The sequence below is a fragment of the Paenibacillus sp. ATY16 genome, from assembly GCF_003399985.2.
In the GTDB taxonomy this organism is placed as follows: Bacteria; Bacillota; Bacilli; order Paenibacillales; family Paenibacillaceae; genus Pristimantibacillus; species Pristimantibacillus glycanilyticus.
The window spans coordinates 24439-41219 of the sequence record NZ_NMOK02000032.1; the positions used below are offsets into that span (position 1 = coordinate 24439).

The 16781-nt window shown below is 50.9% G+C and carries 13 protein-coding genes; 10 read left to right on the plus strand and 3 right to left on the minus strand.

Features of this window, described 5'->3' with window-relative positions; all coding sequences use genetic code 11:
• Nucleotides 1-36: 36 nt before the first annotated feature.
• The 3 genes from CFI03_RS18110 (at nt 37) to CFI03_RS18120 (ending at nt 4949) form a co-directional block, all read left to right on the plus strand.
• A complete protein-coding gene (locus CFI03_RS18110; RefSeq protein WP_248758314.1) occupies nt 37-2628 on the plus strand; it encodes a winged helix-turn-helix domain-containing protein in 2592 nt (863 codons plus the stop codon).
• Nucleotides 2629-2642: 14 nt separating this feature from the next.
• Nucleotides 2643-3533, plus strand: a complete 891-nt coding sequence (locus CFI03_RS18115; RefSeq protein WP_248758318.1) for a helix-turn-helix transcriptional regulator — start codon at nt 2643-2645, stop codon at nt 3531-3533.
• Nucleotides 3534-3668: 135 nt separating this feature from the next.
• The gene (locus tag CFI03_RS18120; protein WP_248758320.1) at nt 3669-4949 is read left to right on the plus strand and encodes a glycoside hydrolase family 27 protein; all 1281 of its coding nucleotides are present in this window, start codon (nt 3669-3671) and stop codon (nt 4947-4949) included.
• A 44-nt stretch (nt 4950-4993) separates the two neighbouring features.
• On the opposite strand, the gene CFI03_RS18125 is transcribed toward CFI03_RS18120, so the two are convergent.
• From CFI03_RS18125 to CFI03_RS18135, 3 genes are read right to left on the minus strand one after another with little or no spacing between them, the layout of a single operon-like run.
• Nucleotides 4994-5947, minus strand: coding sequence for a sugar ABC transporter substrate-binding protein (locus tag CFI03_RS18125; protein WP_248758322.1), 954 nt, complete (start codon nt 5945-5947; stop codon nt 4994-4996).
• The gene (locus CFI03_RS18130) at nt 5944-7491 is read right to left on the minus strand and encodes a response regulator transcription factor (RefSeq protein WP_248758324.1); all 1548 of its coding nucleotides are present in this window, start codon (nt 7489-7491) and stop codon (nt 5944-5946) included. The genes CFI03_RS18125 and CFI03_RS18130 overlap by 4 nt, the downstream gene beginning before the upstream one ends.
• A gap of 14 nt (nt 7492-7505) precedes the next feature.
• Entirely contained in the window at nt 7506-9299 is a 1794-nt protein-coding gene (locus CFI03_RS18135) for a sensor histidine kinase (RefSeq protein WP_248758326.1), read from the minus strand.
• Nucleotides 9300-9545: 246 nt separating this feature from the next.
• On the opposite strand from CFI03_RS18135, the gene CFI03_RS18140 reads away from it, so the two are divergent.
• From CFI03_RS18140 to CFI03_RS18170, 7 genes are all read left to right on the plus strand, one after another.
• Nucleotides 9546-10607: an ABC transporter substrate-binding protein gene (locus CFI03_RS18140; protein ID WP_248758327.1), complete on the plus strand. Its 1062-nt coding sequence runs from the start codon at nt 9546-9548 to the stop codon at nt 10605-10607.
• 75 nt (nt 10608-10682) lie between these two features.
• Entirely contained in the window at nt 10683-12197 is a 1515-nt protein-coding gene (locus CFI03_RS18145; RefSeq protein ID WP_248758329.1) for a sugar ABC transporter ATP-binding protein, read from the plus strand.
• A gap of 4 nt (nt 12198-12201) precedes the next feature.
• Nucleotides 12202-13242, plus strand: coding sequence for an ABC transporter permease (locus CFI03_RS18150; RefSeq protein ID WP_248758332.1), 1041 nt, complete (start codon nt 12202-12204; stop codon nt 13240-13242).
• The gene (gene yjfF / locus CFI03_RS18155; protein ID WP_248758334.1) at nt 13235-14197 is read left to right on the plus strand and encodes a galactofuranose ABC transporter, permease protein YjfF; all 963 of its coding nucleotides are present in this window, start codon (nt 13235-13237) and stop codon (nt 14195-14197) included. The genes CFI03_RS18150 and yjfF overlap by 8 nt, the downstream gene beginning before the upstream one ends.
• A gap of 29 nt (nt 14198-14226) precedes the next feature.
• Nucleotides 14227-15276, plus strand: a complete 1050-nt coding sequence (locus tag CFI03_RS18160; protein ID WP_248758336.1) for an ABC transporter substrate-binding protein — start codon at nt 14227-14229, stop codon at nt 15274-15276.
• 148 nt (nt 15277-15424) lie between these two features.
• Nucleotides 15425-16231 (plus strand): class I SAM-dependent methyltransferase, encoded by an 807-nt coding sequence (locus tag CFI03_RS18165; RefSeq protein ID WP_164775464.1) that lies wholly within the window; start codon nt 15425-15427, stop codon nt 16229-16231.
• Nucleotides 16232-16236: 5 nt separating this feature from the next.
• The gene (locus tag CFI03_RS18170; protein ID WP_248758338.1) at nt 16237-16692 is read left to right on the plus strand and encodes a GyrI-like domain-containing protein; all 456 of its coding nucleotides are present in this window, start codon (nt 16237-16239) and stop codon (nt 16690-16692) included.
• Nucleotides 16693-16781: the final 89 nt, after the last annotated feature.

Consider the following 16781-nt stretch of genomic DNA (forward strand, 5'->3'; position numbering starts at 1 on the left):
AATAAAGATAATATTTCTGACTTAGAAGGAGAGCGTATGTTATTTTCCGAACCTATCCTATTAAAAACAAAAATACGACTTCCTGTTGTTAAGAAAAATCTTATTATCCGGGAGCGGCTGCTTGATTCGCTGGAGCAAGGGATGCAGGGGCGAATGGTGACGGTATGCGCTCCGGCGGGCTCCGGAAAGTCCACATTAATAGCGCAGTGGGCACAATCCGCCCGCATTCAAACCTCATGGGTGTCTCTGGATGAAAGAGATAATGATATAGCGAGATTTTGGCGTTATGTATTAAATGCTTATATCGAAACGGGCCCATCTTCTTTAGCGGATTCGCTTTCCGCTGTTGGAGCGCTTGTGTCGGGGTCAACGGTAAATGCGATCATTGATACGCTTCTGAACGAACTTGCCGCAACTCAAGATCCAATAGCTCTCGTGCTGGATGATTATCATCATATCGAGCGGGCGGAGATCCATAACAGCTTGTCTTATTACATAGAATACTTGCCTTCCCATCACCGGATTATTATCGCAAGCCGGGGAGAAATCTCCTTTGACGCGGCCAAATGGCTTGCGAGGGGAGAACGGACGGATATCGGCATGCAGCAGCTTCATTTTACCCAAGAGGAGACGCAAGAGTTCTGCAGATCGGCAGGGATTTATTTGGAGCAAAGGCATACCCGCAAGCTGTTTGAAAAAACGGAAGGATGGGTTGCGGGGCTTCAACTGGCTTCCATCTCGCTTCAGGCTCAGCAGGATATGGACCGGATTATCGCCGGCTTTGACGGAAGCAATGAAAAGGTTTCCTCTTATTTGTTCCAGGAGGTGCTCGACAAGCTGCCTCCGGGCGTGACGGACTTTCTGCTTCAGACCAGCGTATTCGAGCGCATGGACGCGGAGGTATGCAATCAGGCGTTTAACCGTTCGGACAGCCGCGAAATGCTGGAACAGCTTCGTATTCTCAATTTGTTTGTTATTCCGCTTGATAATCATAACGGATGGTTCCGGTACCATTCGCTCTTTGCCGAATTTTTGAAGAACCGTCTCCGCTCCCGAAGCCGTGAGCAATGGTTGAAGTATCATCATGCGGCTAGTCTGGCCTTTGCTGCCCAAGGGATGCTCGATAAGGCCATCGACCATGCGATAGCCGGAGAAAGCTACAAGGAAGCAGCGGAGAGGTTGGAACAATATATTCCGGATGCGCTGAAACAAGGCGAGCTAGCCTCGCTGCTTGAACGCATACAGGCGGTCTCCGAACATATCCCGATCCCGGCGAGTTTATTAATGTATCAGGCATTCGCGCATCTGCTGATGGGGCAGATGCATTTTTCCGCGGAGACCGTCGAGAAGCTGGAAACCATGTACGAACAGCCCGATACCGCGGCTGAGCTTGAACCTCTGCAGGGAGGCATGCTTTTCCTTCAATCGAACCTGCTCTTCTATACGGGGCGTTACGAGCAATGGGATTCGTTTGTCGGGTACCGGCTTCAAGGGGTGCTGCCGGAGGATCCCATCTTCTACAACTTTAATTACAATATGGTTGAGCCGCTCGTCAGGCGGACGGCTTTCGGCTTGAAGGGCATTTTGTCGGCCGATACCGAACGGATCGGTCAGCGGTTCGTATCCGTACTGGAGCAGCACGGGTGGGGGCAATCGCTCATTAATTTGTATGTGGTTCAAGCCCTAAGCGAAGGCTATTATGAATGGAACAGGCAAAGCGACAGTCTGCAGCTCATTCGCAAAATCGAGCAATCCGACAGGGCTAGGCAGACGGCAGGCTTGTTTATTCCTAACCGGATTACGCTGTCACGCCTTTACGCCGCTAACGGACAGTATCTGAAGGCGCATGAAGCGATTGACGAAGCCGTCCAAATAGCGGACCAAAAAGGCGAGTATCACTGGCTGTATCCGCTTCGCGCAAGCCGTGCCCATCTCTACGTCAAGGAAGACAATCTAGCGGAAGCCAAAGCGGAGATATCCAGACTGCGCCTGTCAGACCGCATTCAACCGGCATCCAACCGTTGGACCGAGTATACCGTCTACGCCAGGATACTGACCGCGCAAGGGAAAACAACCGAGGCTTTGAGGCAATTGGAATTTATCAAGTCCTCGATAGAACAGGACCCTTGCTTCCTTGTTCGGACGGAGATCAGCGTTGTGCAGTCGCTGGCGGAATATCAGCGCGGCAATCGCGGCGCGGCAATGCAGCTTCTTCATGAAGCGCTTCTTATCGGTGAGTCGAATGGTTATATTCGCAGCTTTGTTGACGAGGGGATTCAAATGAAAAAGCTGCTTCAGATGTATGCGGAGCATCGGCAGCGAGAGGCCGTACAAGATGAATCGCCGAGCGTATCGCTTGCTTACGTGCAGCGGCTGTTGGAATGCTTCCCGCAGCAGGACAATCCTTCTCAACCGCAACCGGTACTGGTCGAACCTTTAACGGAGCAGGAAACCTTTATCCTGCAGTTGCTCGGACAAGGCGCTCCTAACAAACAAATCGCGGCCAAGCTGGCTTTAAAGGAAGGAACGGTAAAAGTATACCTGTCCAGGATCTACGCCAAGCTTGGCGTATCCTCCCGGACGCAGGCACTTGCGGCAGCCCGCGAGTTGAACGGGCTAGCCGAATAAAGCGGGGAATAAAGATGAACGCAGGTCAATTAACAAGCACGGGAACGTTTGGGTTCCGTTTTACAATGCCGGATCATCTGGCTTTATGCAATCTGTTTGCGATAGGACAAGATGTCATTCGGGACCAGCATTACCGTTGGGACGGTTTGACCCGGAACGACGGGCCCTTGTTGTTGTTTCAATATACGTTTGACGGAGAAGGCATTTACGAGAAGGGTACGGAGTCCTTCCGTATCCAGGCAGGACAAGCCTTTATGACGGAGATTCCCGGGGATCACCGCTATTATTTTCCGCCGGAAGGATCACATTGGTCCTTTATATTCGTATTGATCCGGCCATCCCTCATTCTCCCGAATTGGGAAGAGGTAAAGAAGCAGCTTGGTGAAACGCCAGTCTTGCCTGCAGTTAGCCGTCCGATAAGGCTTCTGCAGAGCATGTACGAAGAAGCTCATGCCGGCCGGATCAAGGAGCCGTATACGGCATCCTCCTATGTGTACCAGTTTATCTCCGAGCTATGCCGGTTTGCGCTTGCTCCGCAGGAGGATACAAGGGAGTGGCCGCTTAAGGTGAAAGAGGCAGTCGCTTATATCGATGCGCACTACGAAAACATGATCAGTCTGGAACAACTGGCCGACCAGCTCAGCTTGTCGAAATATCATCTGCTTCGCCTGTTCACCAGAACGGTAGGCATGTCCCCTAACGATTATTTGAATCAGATGAGGATTAAAGAGGCAATCCGGCTGCTGAAGGAGTCCGACTGGAGCGTGGAGCGGATCGCGGAGCAGGTGGGCTATTCCGGCGGCAGTTATTTTATTAAATGGTTCCGCAAAATTACGGGGGAGACGCCGGGTCATTTCCGTCAAGGGGAAGGCCAGCTTGTCTATAACCGGGTATATTTTGACTAATAGCAATAGTCGAAGGGCGCAATATTTTACTATGATTGACGCTAGATTACTGTAGATGACCTGATCTAAAAGGAATTAATATAGGGATATAGCAGCAATTCATTCCTATCATTCTCGAAATACAGGAGGGTCATTATGCAGCATCGTGAATTTGCCCCAACACCGCCGCTCGGGTGGAACAGCTGGGATTGTTACGGCGCAACCGTAAGGGAAGACGAAGTACGCGGTAACGCCGATTATATGGCGGAGCATCTGAAAGCTTTTGGCTGGGAATATGTCGTTGTCGATATTCAGTGGTACGAACCGGGGGCCGTATCGGATCTTTACCGTCCTTTCGTCCGGCTTGAAATGGATGATTATTCTAGGCTTATCCCGGCAGTGAACCGCTTCCCGTCCGCTGAAGGCGGTCAAGGCTTCAAGCCGCTTGCCGATTATGTGCATAGCCTTGGATTAAAGTTCGGCATTCATATTATGCGCGGCATTCCGCGTCAGGCTGTTCATGATAACACGCCAATCAAAGGCACTTCGGTAACTGCCCGCGATATCGCGCATACCTGCTCCTTCTGCGGCTGGAATACGGATATGTACGGCGTGGACGCTAAGAAGGAAGGCGCGCAGGAGTACTACAACTCGCTGTTTGAAATGTACGCCGAGTGGGGCGTTGATTACATCAAAGTGGATGATATCGCCGACTCCTGGCTGCATGGCGGAGCGCATCTCGGAGAGATTGAACTGATTCGCAAAGCCATTGACCATGTTGGACGTCCAATCGTGCTTAGCTTGTCGCCTGGTCCCGCGCCCGTGAAGCATGCGGATTTCCTGGAACAGAACGCAAACCTGTGGCGGATGACGGATGACTTCTGGGACCGCTGGCCGCTGCTGCTCGACATGTTCGACCGCTGCAAAACCTGGGAAGGGCGTCCGAAGCCGGGCAATTGGCCGGATTGCGATATGCTTCCGCTTGGCCGCATCGGCGTTCGCTGTTCGCACCCGGACCGTATGACCAACTTCACGCGCGACGAGCAGCTGACGATGATGACCTTGTGGACGATTTTCCGTTCCCCGCTTATGATGGGCGGCGAAATGCGTGATAATGAAGCATGGACGTTGTCTTTGTTGACGAACTGGGACGTGCTGCATATGCACCGTACCAGCTTTGGCGCAAGACAAGTATCGCGGATTGGCGATAGAGTGGTATGGTCCGCGGAAGGAAGCAACGGGGAACGTTATGTTGCTTTGTTTAATACCGGCGAAGAAGAGACGGAAGTATCCGTATCCTTCGGCGATTTGGGTATGGACGGAGAAGCAAGCATCAAGAACTTGTGGACAGGAGAGGTAGTGGGCACCCTAAGCTCCTCGTTATCTTCGGTTATTGCGCCGCATGGCGCCGCTTTGTACAGACTCGATACCGTTTAAAAAAAGGGCGAACTCCAATGGAGTTCGTCCTCTTCATTTGAGCGTTACTTCAATTGGTCTGCGCTAAGCTCGGTGATCCCCGTATTCAGCATGGAATCTACCTTCTCTCCTTTGCTTGCGCGGAGCAGGGTTTCCACAATCGTCCGACCCCAGATCGTCTCGTTCTGCGAGATGACGGCAGCTAGCTGGCCATTAATCAAGGCATCTTTGTTTGTGGAGGTAATACCCATCGATATGGCCAGCCGGTTCAACCCTTTTGCCTTCCAGATCAAAGTAGATGCGGAAGCGGAGATATAGTCGAGACCCACCATGGCATCAAAGTGGGGATGAGCGTCAATCATCGTCTCGATATCGCTCATCGCTTGCTCCTCGCTGCCTTTATTATGATGAACCTCCAGCACGTCTATGGACGATTCCTGAGCCAGATAATCGAGAAAGCCCTCCAGCCGCTGCTGCATTCCCAGCATTTCCTCCATGCCGTTCTCCACAATGATCATGCCTTTATGGCCAAGAAGGCGGCTGACCGTCATGGCGCTTTGACGCCCGGTCATAAAGTTGTCTGCCCCGATAAAAGCGGTGCGATTGCTGCCCGGCGCATCCGATTCGAAGGTAACGACGGGAATTCCGGTTGCCTCTGCTTTATTTATGACGGGGGCAAGCGCCTCGGAATCGACGGGGGATATGGCTATTCCGTCAATTCCTTGCTTGATCATCGATTCCATAATTCTGATTTGCTGCTCGGTGTTCGCTTCATCCGGCGCATTAACGATTAAAGCCACGTTGTTGTTCGCTGCGGTTTCGTTAGCGTCAAGCGTAATAAGCTCATAAGTAGGATAAGTCATCGGATAAATAATGCCGAAGGTTTTATCCTTGGCAAAGCTGCCGTTTGGCGATGGGGAGCCTTGGGCAGAAGATAACGACTGCTCTCCTGTCCCATTGTTGGAACAACCGGCAAGCAGCAAGGTGAAAATCATAAACAAACTCGTCAGCCGTATCATGCCGTCTCATCCTTTTCTCCTTGATTGCGGTATTCCTTGGGTGTCATGCCCGTCATTTTCTTGAACAAGTTGGAGAAATAATGAGGATCATTATAGCCCACCTCAAATGCTATCTCGAAAGACTTGCTGCGGGTCGTCTTAAGAAGCTCCATCGCTTTGCCGATTCGGATCTGCGTCAAATATTCGGTAAGGGTCTGACCGGTTTCCTGGCTGAATACTTTGCTTAGATGGCTAGGGCTGATCCTCACATGGGCAGCCATCATCTTGAGCGATAATTGTTCATTATTGTAGTGGGATTGAATGTAATCCTTCGCTTGCTTGATAACGTCGCCGTATTTGTCCGAGGATTCCGACCGCCACTGCCAGAGCTCTTGCAGCAAGCCATTCAAATAAGAGCAGCAGTCCTCCCAAGAAGCTATCTTTTTAATTTCCTGCTGAAGCCGGGGGGCGCTGCAGCCCGGATCCGCACCGGTACGGAAGGTTTGCTTCGCGCAGCGCAGCGCCTCCAGCGTGAGGTCGTTGAACAGATAGAAGCTGTAGCTGCTTTTAAAAGGAAGAGCTTTTAACGGTGCCGCAAACTCCCTCACAAAAGAATCCCGCTCTGCGGGTACGCCAATCTTCGCAAACTCGAGGAACTGACTGCGGTTAATGACGATATTCATTGGCTCATGAATATCGTGAAGCGACGCCTGGTTAAGCCGGGTAAGCCGGCTAATATATTTGTCTTCTTCCGCCTCCAGGCAAGAAATATGAATGCCGTGTATACGCTCTTGAAGACTGCCCATTCCGGCGTAAATTTCGCAGTCGAACAGCTGCTCGAGCTGTAACCGGATATCGGAGTTGAATGTCTGGATAAAGCCCTTCAGGCTTTCCGCGGAATTGCTCTTGAAGATATAGACGAGCTCTGTCTTGCTCCGGTAATACGATAAGCATTCGATCGGTTGTTCAAGCCGCCGATCTAGTTCGATCCTGACGCTGGTCAAGAGCTGCTGGTCGGCAGAATCAGCCGGCCTGACATCCAGAACAGCGGCGGCATAGAAGCGGGAGGATAGGGAGAGATTCAACTCCTTAGCGGATTCAATCGCCTCCGAAGTGCTTATTAATCCGCCGCAGAGGTCAGCGAGCAGCCTTTCTTTCGTAATGGCTTGGCCTTTGAGCCGTTTCTGCTCTTCATCTATCTTGGCGCTGACCTTCCGGAGAAGCTCAATCAGCTCGGCGGCGCTAACCGGTTTCAGACAGTAGTCCTCGACACCAAGGCGAATCGCATTTTGGGCATAACGGAATTCATCGTGGCCGCTCATAATAATGACTTTGATATGAGGCAGCTGTTTCCGGACAATGGCCGTTAATTCAAGACCGTCCATAAACGGCATCTTGATGTCGGTAATCAGAATGTCGGGCTGGTGTTCCTCGATAAGCGGTAAAGCTATTTCTCCGTCCGGTGCGTCGCCGCAGTAGATAAAGCCTTCCTTCGTCCAGTCGACGCAGCTCCGGATATTTTCGCGGATCAATATTTCATCGTCAACGATCATCACTTTTTTCATCGTTATGACCATCCTTATTTTTTTGGAATACGAACGGAAATCTTGCTGCCTTCCCGGTATACGCTTTCAATCTCAACCCCATACCGCTGGCCGAAATACAGCCGGATTCGTTGATGCACGTTTTGCAGGCCAAAGCCGCCTTCCTGATCATCCTGCTTAACGGCAAGAGAATCGACAGGCAGCTCGAGTTCCTCCCGCAGCTCGGCGAGCCGCTCCGGGGTTATCCCAATCCCGTTGTCCTCGACCGTAAGAACCAGATCCCGATCCTCCACATGTCCGCTGATGATGATCAATCCCTGGCCGCGCTTGTTTTTGATGCCGTGATAAATGGCGTTCTCGATCAAAGGCTGAAGACTCATCTTCAAAATAGGGTAGACCTGCAGCTCGGGATCCACCTTAATCTCGTACTGCAAAATGTCATGATATCTCATCTGCTGGATGACCAGGTATGTATGGGCATGCTCCAGCTCGGTCTTGACGGAGATCCAGTCCCGGCCTTTGTTCAAGCTTAACCGGAAAAACCGGGCTAAAGCCTTGACAAGCTTGATAACGCTTTCCTTTTTCTCCGCTTCCGCCATCCATATAATCGAGTCCAAGGTATTGTACAGAAAATGGGGGTTAATCTGGGCTTGAAGGGTCCGCAGCTCCGCCATCTGCTTCTGTTCCTGCTCCCGCCGGTTTTTCTCCATCAGGCTCTTGATCTCTTCAATCATCCGGTTAAAGCTGTTGCCCAAATCGGCAATTTCATCAGTCCCGCTGGGCGTGACCTTCGCATCGAGGTACCCGCCGGAGGCTTTGCGCATTTTGTTCATCAGAATTTGTATCGGGTGGGTCAGGCGGTTCGTCAGGAAGAAATACAGCGTTAAAGCAAAGACCGCGCTAAGCGCAACGCTGATAATAATGAGCTGACGGATGCCGTTCGCTTCGGCGATAATTTCTTGAAACGGCACGACGCCGACAATTTTCCAACCGGTTATTTGAGAGGTGCTGTACACGATGAATTGAGGCTTTGCTTTAGTGGAGAGAACAAAGCTGTCGCTTGCCGCGGTCATCGGTTCCTGATCGATCTGTTCCAGAATAGCGGGTGAGGCGGCAGGGGACTGAGGCTGGAACACGGTTATTCCGTACCGGTCATTAATATAGAAGAAGCCGGTTTTGCCGATGACGGTATTTTTGAGAAAATCGTCAATCATCGCTTCATTGAGGTCGATGACGATAAAACCAATCACCTCATGGGTAATCCGTTGCTTGATTGCCGCAATAATGGACAAGGCATTCTGCCCGGGGTAGGTGAACCCGTCTAGCCGATTGGAATCAGACGAGGATGATTCCGGAATTCGCAGGACCGCATCGGGATATTGCGTCAAATATTGAAAATACGGATTGCGAAGAGGATTTCGGTCAAGCTGGAAGACGCCTTTTCGTTCGCTGATGCCTTTCCCGTAAAAATTAACCATCGATATGTTCAGCACTTTGTCATACTTATAGGTTTCGCGGTAGAACTTGAACGTCTGCAGGATCGATTTGGCTTCCTGATACGTCTCGGATTGCGAATAGAGAAATTGCAGCACCTGCGGATCTTTCCCCATCTCGAGAATCCTCTCGGTATCCCCGAACAAAATATCCATATTGCGGGCTAATTGATCCGCGACAAGCTGGGTTGAGGCTTTACTGTGGTCGGAGACCGTGTTGTACGATTTCTGATAGGAGATGAGACCAACCACCAGTAATGGAACCGCGGTAAGAATAATAAACATGCTCAGCAATTTGGCCCTAAGGCTCGACGTAATCCATTTGATGAGCTTCATTGGCTGCTCTCTCCAATTGAGGATGAAATTTGATTTTTTCATTATAGCATGAAACTTTAAGCTTTTAAGAGATTCGCGGTATAGTGCACCTTTTGCGAAAAAAATTACACTTTACGCTCTCGATTTCCGGGAAGTTGCCAAAAGGATTCAACGATTCTCCAAACGGACTCCATATTTTCGTTGCACGCAACGGTTCTATACTTGAATCACGCCAGGCATGGTGAACGAAAAGGGAGGATTAACTTGATGAAGTTAAAGAAAAGATGGGGACTTGCGGTAACGATTGCTGTCATGGTATCTATTGTAACCGCTTGCGGAGGCAACGGGGGCAGCAACGGGAACAACTCGAACAGTACGGCAAACGCAACAAATAAGCCGGCCGAGACGGCTGCGGCCCAAGAAACGGCCAGCGGCTCGGGAGCGGGTGATAAGAAAATTACGCTTGGCTTCTCGCAGGTAGGGGCGGAAAGCGGATGGCGTACGGCCAATACGAAATCGATCCAGGAATCCGCGAAAGAAGCCGGGTTCGATCTGAAGTTCTCGGACGCCCAGCAGAAGCAGGAAAACCAGATTAAAGCGATCCGTTCCTTCATTCAGCAAAAGGTTGATGTTATCGCCTTCTCCCCGGTAGTGGAATCGGGTTGGGATACGGTGCTGAAGGAAGCAAAGGATGCCGGTATCCCGGTCATTCTGACAGACCGTGCGGTTGATTCGGCAGACACGTCGCTGTACAAGACCTTTATCGGTTCGGACTTTATTGAAGAAGGCAAGAAAGCCGGTCAATGGCTGGTCGACCAATACAAAGATACGAAGGAAGATGTCAATATCGTCGAACTGCAGGGAACAACAGGCTCCGCTCCGGCAAACGACCGCAAGGCAGGCTTCCAGGACACGATCGCTTCGAATCCCAAGCTCAAAATTATCGCTTCCCAGACCGGCGATTTTACCCGTGCCAAAGGGAAGGAAGTTATGCAGGCTTTCCTGAAGGCGCATAAAGACATTGATGTTCTCTACGCGCATAACGACGATATGGCTTTAGGGGCTATTCAAGCGATTGAAGCCGCAGGCCTTGTGCCGGGCAAAGACATTATCATTATTTCGGTAGACGCGGTTAAGGACGGGATGCAAGCCGCGGCAGACGGCAAGATCAACTTTATCGTGGAATGCAATCCTTTGCTCGGTCCTCAGCTGATGGAAGCCGCTCAAGCGGTCGTAGACGGCAAAGAGATTGATGCGCGTATCGTAACGAACGAAACCACCTTTACATCCGAGCAGGCGAAGGAAGCTTTGCCGAGCCGCCAGTACTAAAAAATAGAATGAAAAGCCGCCTGGAGCACCAGATTGCCGCTGGGCGGCTTTTTCTCTTGGAAAGGAGAGAGCAGCATGCAAGTACAGCAAGCACCTATTCTTCAAATGACCGGAATTACCAAGCGGTTTCCCGGCGTAAAGGCCTTGTCCAATGTGGATTTCAGGCTGTTCCCCGGCGAGGTTCACGCGCTGATGGGAGAGAACGGCGCAGGCAAATCGACCCTCATTAAGGTGTTAACCGGTGTCTACTCGATCGATGAAGGTACGGTTACGATCGAGAATCAGGCGGTCTCGATAGGCGGTCCGTTAGAGGCTCAGAGAGCCGGGATCAGCACAGTCTATCAGGAAGTGAATTTATGTCCGAACCTGACAGTGGCGGAAAACATTTATATAGGCAGGGAGCCAAGAAAATTCGGCAGAATTCTGTGGAACAAGATGAACAAGGAAGCCGCGCAGCTTCTGAAGGAACGATTGAATCTGAGCATTGACGTTACGCTGCCGCTCCATGCTTATTCCGTCGCTATCCAGCAGCTTATTGCGATTGCCAGGGCTTTAAGCATTTCCGCTAAAGTGCTTATTCTCGACGAACCTACCTCCAGTCTGGATCAAAATGAGGTACAGCAGCTGTTCAACATCATGCGCAAGTTGAAAAATGACGGGCTGGCTATTTTGTTCGTTACCCATTTCCTCGACCAGGTCTATGAAATGTCCGACCGGATTACCGTTCTCCGCAATGGAGAGCTGGAAGGCGAGTACCTGGCAGCCGGACTGTCGCGCATTGAACTTGTTCTGAAGATGATTGGCAAGGATCTTAAGCTGCTGGAAGAGCTGCCGAAGCTGTCTGAAGAGGCCGGGGATACAGTGGGGAACACGATGATTACCGCAACCTCGCTTGGCCGAAAAGGAGCGATTAACCCGTTTGATCTTGAGATCCGTAAGGGAGAGGTAGTTGGATTAGCAGGCCTGCTGGGCTCCGGCCGGACGGAGATGGCAAGACTGCTCTTTGGCGTAGACCGGCCGGATCAAGGAAAGCTGCTTGCCGGGGAATCCGGCAGTCCGGTGAAATCGCCAAGAAGCGCTATTGATCTTGGCATTGCTTATTGCTCGGAGAACCGGAAGACCGAGGGTATTATAGACGACCTGACTGTCCGTGAAAATATTATTCTTGCGCTGCAGGCTGCAAGAGGCTGGCTCCGGCCGATCTCCCGCAAGAAACAGGATGAAATCGCAGACCGGTATATCCGGATGCTTAACATTAATCCTCCGAACCCCGAACATCTGATTAAGAACCTGAGCGGCGGCAATCAGCAGAAGGTACTGCTTGCCCGCTGGCTGCTGACGGAACCCGACCTTTTGATTCTGGATGAACCAACGAGAGGGATCGATATCGGAGCCAAGGCGGAGATTCAGAAGCTGGTTCTTTCGCTTGCGAAGCAGGGAATGTCGGTTCTCTTTATTTCTTCGGAGCTGGAAGAAGTCATTCGCGTCAGCGACCGCGTGGCTGTACTGCGGGACCGTTCCATAGTCAAGGAGCTTGGCAGCGGCGAAGTGAACCAGCAGCAAATTATGCAAGCGATGGCAGGGGGATAAGGCTATGGGTGGCAAAATGTACCGGCATCATTTGTTCTGGCCGTTGGTTGTGCTTGGGGCATTGCTATTGTTTAATCTCATCTATTCACCGGATTTCTTCTCTCTAGCGGTCCGGGGCGGCAACTTATACGGCAGCTTGATTGATATTCTTAATTTTGGAGCTCCTCTTATCCTGGTTTCCATCGGAATGACCATTGTCATTGCAACGGGCGGAATCGACCTCTCCGTTGGTTCCATCGTTGCGATTTCCGGTGCAATGGTTTGTCTGACGATAAGCAAAGGCACGGATCAAAGCTCCATGCTGCTTGTAATTGGGGCGGTGTTGGCCTCCATCGCGCTGTCTATCGTGCTTGGCTTGTGGAATGGCGCGCTTGTTACGGTCACGCGTATTCAGCCTATTATTGCGACTCTTATCTTAATGGTTGCCGGGCGCGGTATTGCGCAGTTAATTACCAGCGGGCAAATTATAACCGTATCCAATTCGAACTACGAATATATCGGCGCGGGTTCGCTTGCTTCCTTGCCGTTTTCTATTTTTATCGTTGCGGCCGTTCTGTTGTTTGCCTCGCTGCTGACACGAAAAACAGCCATCGGATTGTTTATTGAATCCGTCGGCAGTAATCCGGAGGCTAGCCGGCTTGCCGGCCTTCGCGCCAGAACCGTTATTCTGACTGTCTATGTGTTCTGCGGCTTATGCGCGGGAATAGCAGGACTTATTCTAAGCTCAAACGTATCCAGCGCGGACGGAAACAACGCTGGTCTATGGTATGAGCTGGATGCCATTCTGGCTGTTGTAATCGGCGGAACCTCCCTGAATGGCGGACGGTTTTATTTAATGGGAACGGTAGTTGGCGCATTGATCATTCAGACTTTGACCACCACGATCTATATGATTGGCGTTCCGCCCGAGATTACGCTTGTCGTCAAAGCCTTTGTCGTGCTAGCCGTATGCCTCATTCAATCTGAGGCGTTCCGCCAGACGTTGATTACCCGCTGGAAAAAGAGGAATTACCCTGCAGAACAGGAGGTTACCCGCCATGCTTAACCGCAAATACGTTCCGATTCTTGTGACCTTTGGCTTGCTAGCGGTCATGTTCGCCGCGGGATCATTCCGCTACACCGGATTTTTCTCCGCACAAGTGCTGTATAATCTGCTCATTGATAATTCGTTTTTAATTATTACGGCCGTAGGGATGACCTTCGTCATTATTTCCGGCGGCATCGACCTGTCGGTCGGCTCCGTTATTGCCCTCACCACGATGATTTGCGCCACTTTGGTAGAGCGGCATGGCTGGTCACCGGCTCTAGTTATTCCGATGGTTCTTATCTTTGGGGCTCTATTCGGGACTTTGCTTGGGGCTATTATTCATTATTTCAAAATCCAGCCGTTTATCGTTACGCTTGCCGGAATGTTCCTAGCCAGAGGGATCTGTTACATTATCAGTATTGATACGATTACGGTAACAAACGGCTTTTTCACCAGGGTAGCCCAAACCAAGGTTTCGCTGCCGGGCGGCAATATATCAATTAATGTCATCATCGCGTTGGTTGTTGTTCTTGCCGCTATTTATCTGGCGCATTATACGAGATTTGGCCGCAATGTGTATGCGATTGGGGGAAGCGAGCAGTCCGCGCTCCTAATGGGGCTGCCGGTGGCCAGAACGAAAATATTGGTCTATGCGTTCAGCGGCTTCTGCTCGGCGCTCGCGGGAGTCGTGTTCACCTTCTATATGCTATCCGGATACGGATTGCATGCCATGGGACTTGAGCTCGATACGATTGCGGCCGTTGTTATAGGCGGAACGCTGCTTACCGGCGGTGTCGGTTACGTCGCGGGAACCTTGATCGGCGTATTGATACAAGGGGTTATCCAAACTATAATAAGCTTCGAAGGAACGCTTAGCTCCTGGTGGACAAAGATTGTGATCGGTTTGTTATTGTTTGTGTTTATCCTCTTCCAGAGACTGCTCAGTGACCGGAGGGTCACGTTAAAGACATAAGTTATTCCTTTCAAGGGGGTGGGGCAGGCATGAAGAAGCTATTCTATTTGTTATTTGGTTTGGTCCTAATCTTACTGCTTCAAAGCTGCACTTCCCGGGTGGAAGCACCTGCCCCCTCGCCGGCCTTAGACAGTGAAGCACCGCCAGCCATAAGCGAATGGCTGAAGAGCTCAGCCTCGAACGTCAATCCCGGGAAAACGATAACTCTCGGCTTCTCCCAATTGGGAAGCGAAAGCGCATGGCGCCTCGCCAATACGGCCTCAGTCCAGGATGCGGCTGCCGAGTCGGGTATCCGGTTAATTATGAGAAATGCCGAGCAGTCCCAGTCCAAGCAATTCGAAGCCATCCGCTCTTTTATTGAAATGAAGGTCGATGTTATCGCCATTGCGCCAGTCGTGGAATCCGGCTGGGAGGATATCCTTCTGGAGATCAAGCAGGCCGGGATTCCGGTTGTCATCTTGGATCGCTCGGTTGACGTTAAGGATTCGTCCCTATTTGTCACAACGATTGGCTCTAACCTTTATGAAGAAGGAGTAAGGGCGGGAAAATATCTTCTTGATCTCATGCGCAGCCAGCCTGGCCCGATCCGGATCGCGGAGCTGCAGGGAACCAAAGGCTCTACGCCTTCCATTCAGCGGGGAGAAGGATTCCGCAGCATTATGAAGGCAAGAAAAGATATGGTCATTACGCAAAGCGCTCCCGCCGACTTTACGGAAGAGAAGGGCAGAGAGGTGATGCGCACCTTCCTGGAGGTGCCGGAAGACGAGCGTCCGCAAGTATTATTCGCTCATAATGACGATATGGCTCTTGGCGCCATTGAATCGATTGAGGAAGCAGGCCTTAGACCCGGAGTCGATATGATTGTCATTTCGGTCGACGGCTCCCGAAAGGCGCTGCAGCAGCTTGCGGCAGGCAAGCTGAACGCAGTGGTGGAGTGCAATCCGCTGCTTGGGCCTCAGCTGATGCAGACGGCCAAGGAGATTATGGCCGGAAGGACGCTTCCTAAGCGGATGGTGCCGCCCGAGGATGTCTTTACGCAGGAGAGAGCGGCGCAGGAAATAAGCAAACGTAAATTCTAGCATATAGGGATTATTAGACAGAAATCCGCTCAAGGCGGATTTTTTTCTTTTTGCCAAGTACCTTCTCGTATATAATAGATCTGGTTATCTTTGGAAGTTTAGCTTTGGAAGTTTCTCGAAGCCGTCTATCATGAGAGGAGAGGTTGGTTTGCAGGAACGGTTAGTGAAGGCAAACAAAATGGCGTGGGAGACGAAGGCTTATGAAGCTTGGGTTCGGCAATACGGTACTCCCGCTGAATTAGCCGAGACGTTAAGGCAGACGGGCAGCCATAATCTGCGTTATTGGCTGAAGTACATAGGAGATCCGTCGGGGAAGCGAGTGCTTAATCTGCTGGGTTCGCATGGCAGAAAAGCGATTGCGCTTGCCATGCAGGGAGCAGAAGTTACAGTCGTGGATTTATCGGCGGAAAATCAGAGGTATGCGCTGGATGTTGCGGCTGCGGCCAAAGTTAAGCTGAATTATATCTGTTCGGATGCCCTGTCTATTCCGGATGAGGAAGAGCTGGGACAATTCGATATCGTTCTGATGGAGTTTGGCGTCCTGCATTACTTCTCCGATCTTCATGCGATCTTTGATGTTGTCCGCCGGAGGCTGAGAGCGAACGGAAGATTTCTGCTGACGGATTTTCATCCTTTTGCAAGGGCCTGGGTAACCTCGAGAAATCTTACTGAGCCAAGCGGCAATTACTTCGAAAAAGGGATTAAGGAAGGCGAGGTTGCCTTCGCCAAGCTACTGCCGGAGGAAGAGAGAGAAGGTCTTGGCAAAGTGCTCGCCTGCAGCTGGACGGTTGGCGATATTTTGTCGGCGGCCGGAGCTTCAGGCTTATTTATTCGGGCCTTTGAAGAAATTCCGAGTTCCAAGAGCCCGAATGTTCCCGAATTTTATACGCTAGTTGCCGACAAGATCGATACCGCTTTGGCGCCGCTTTATCCAAATTTAAATGAGGAGAAGTGATTCGCGTGACCAATAAGCAATTGGAGCAGGTCGAGATTGTTACATTGGAAGAGAAGCATTTTGTAGGAGTGGCGGTTACGAATGCATTCAGGCGCGTAAATCCCAAAAGCATCCAGGAGGTTAATGATCTTTTCCTGTCCAGAATTAAAGAGATTCCGAACGTGATAAATGAAGACAGTTATGTTTGCCCTCATTTTGCCAATGATTTTCTGTTCACTTATATATACTGCATGGAAGTATCCCGAATCGACGAGGTTCCGGAAGGAATGCTCGGCTTTTCCGTTCCAGGCCAGAGCTATGCGAAGGTAAGGTCAAACGAAAAGGATCCGTATGCATTAATCAAGGCGGCCCTGGAAGCGATGAACGTTAAAAACAATACGAGATCTCTAGCGCTTGAAGTATTCCGTTTCGGGGAGGAACAGCATGTTCGCAATGCGGATGTGTATGTTCCCATTTTGTAAGGAAGCAGCCGGGGACGGCAGCCTTCTTCTTGCTAGTATTCACCCAAAAGGCGTCGGATTTGCGGGAAAATTGAAACATTTTGACTTGT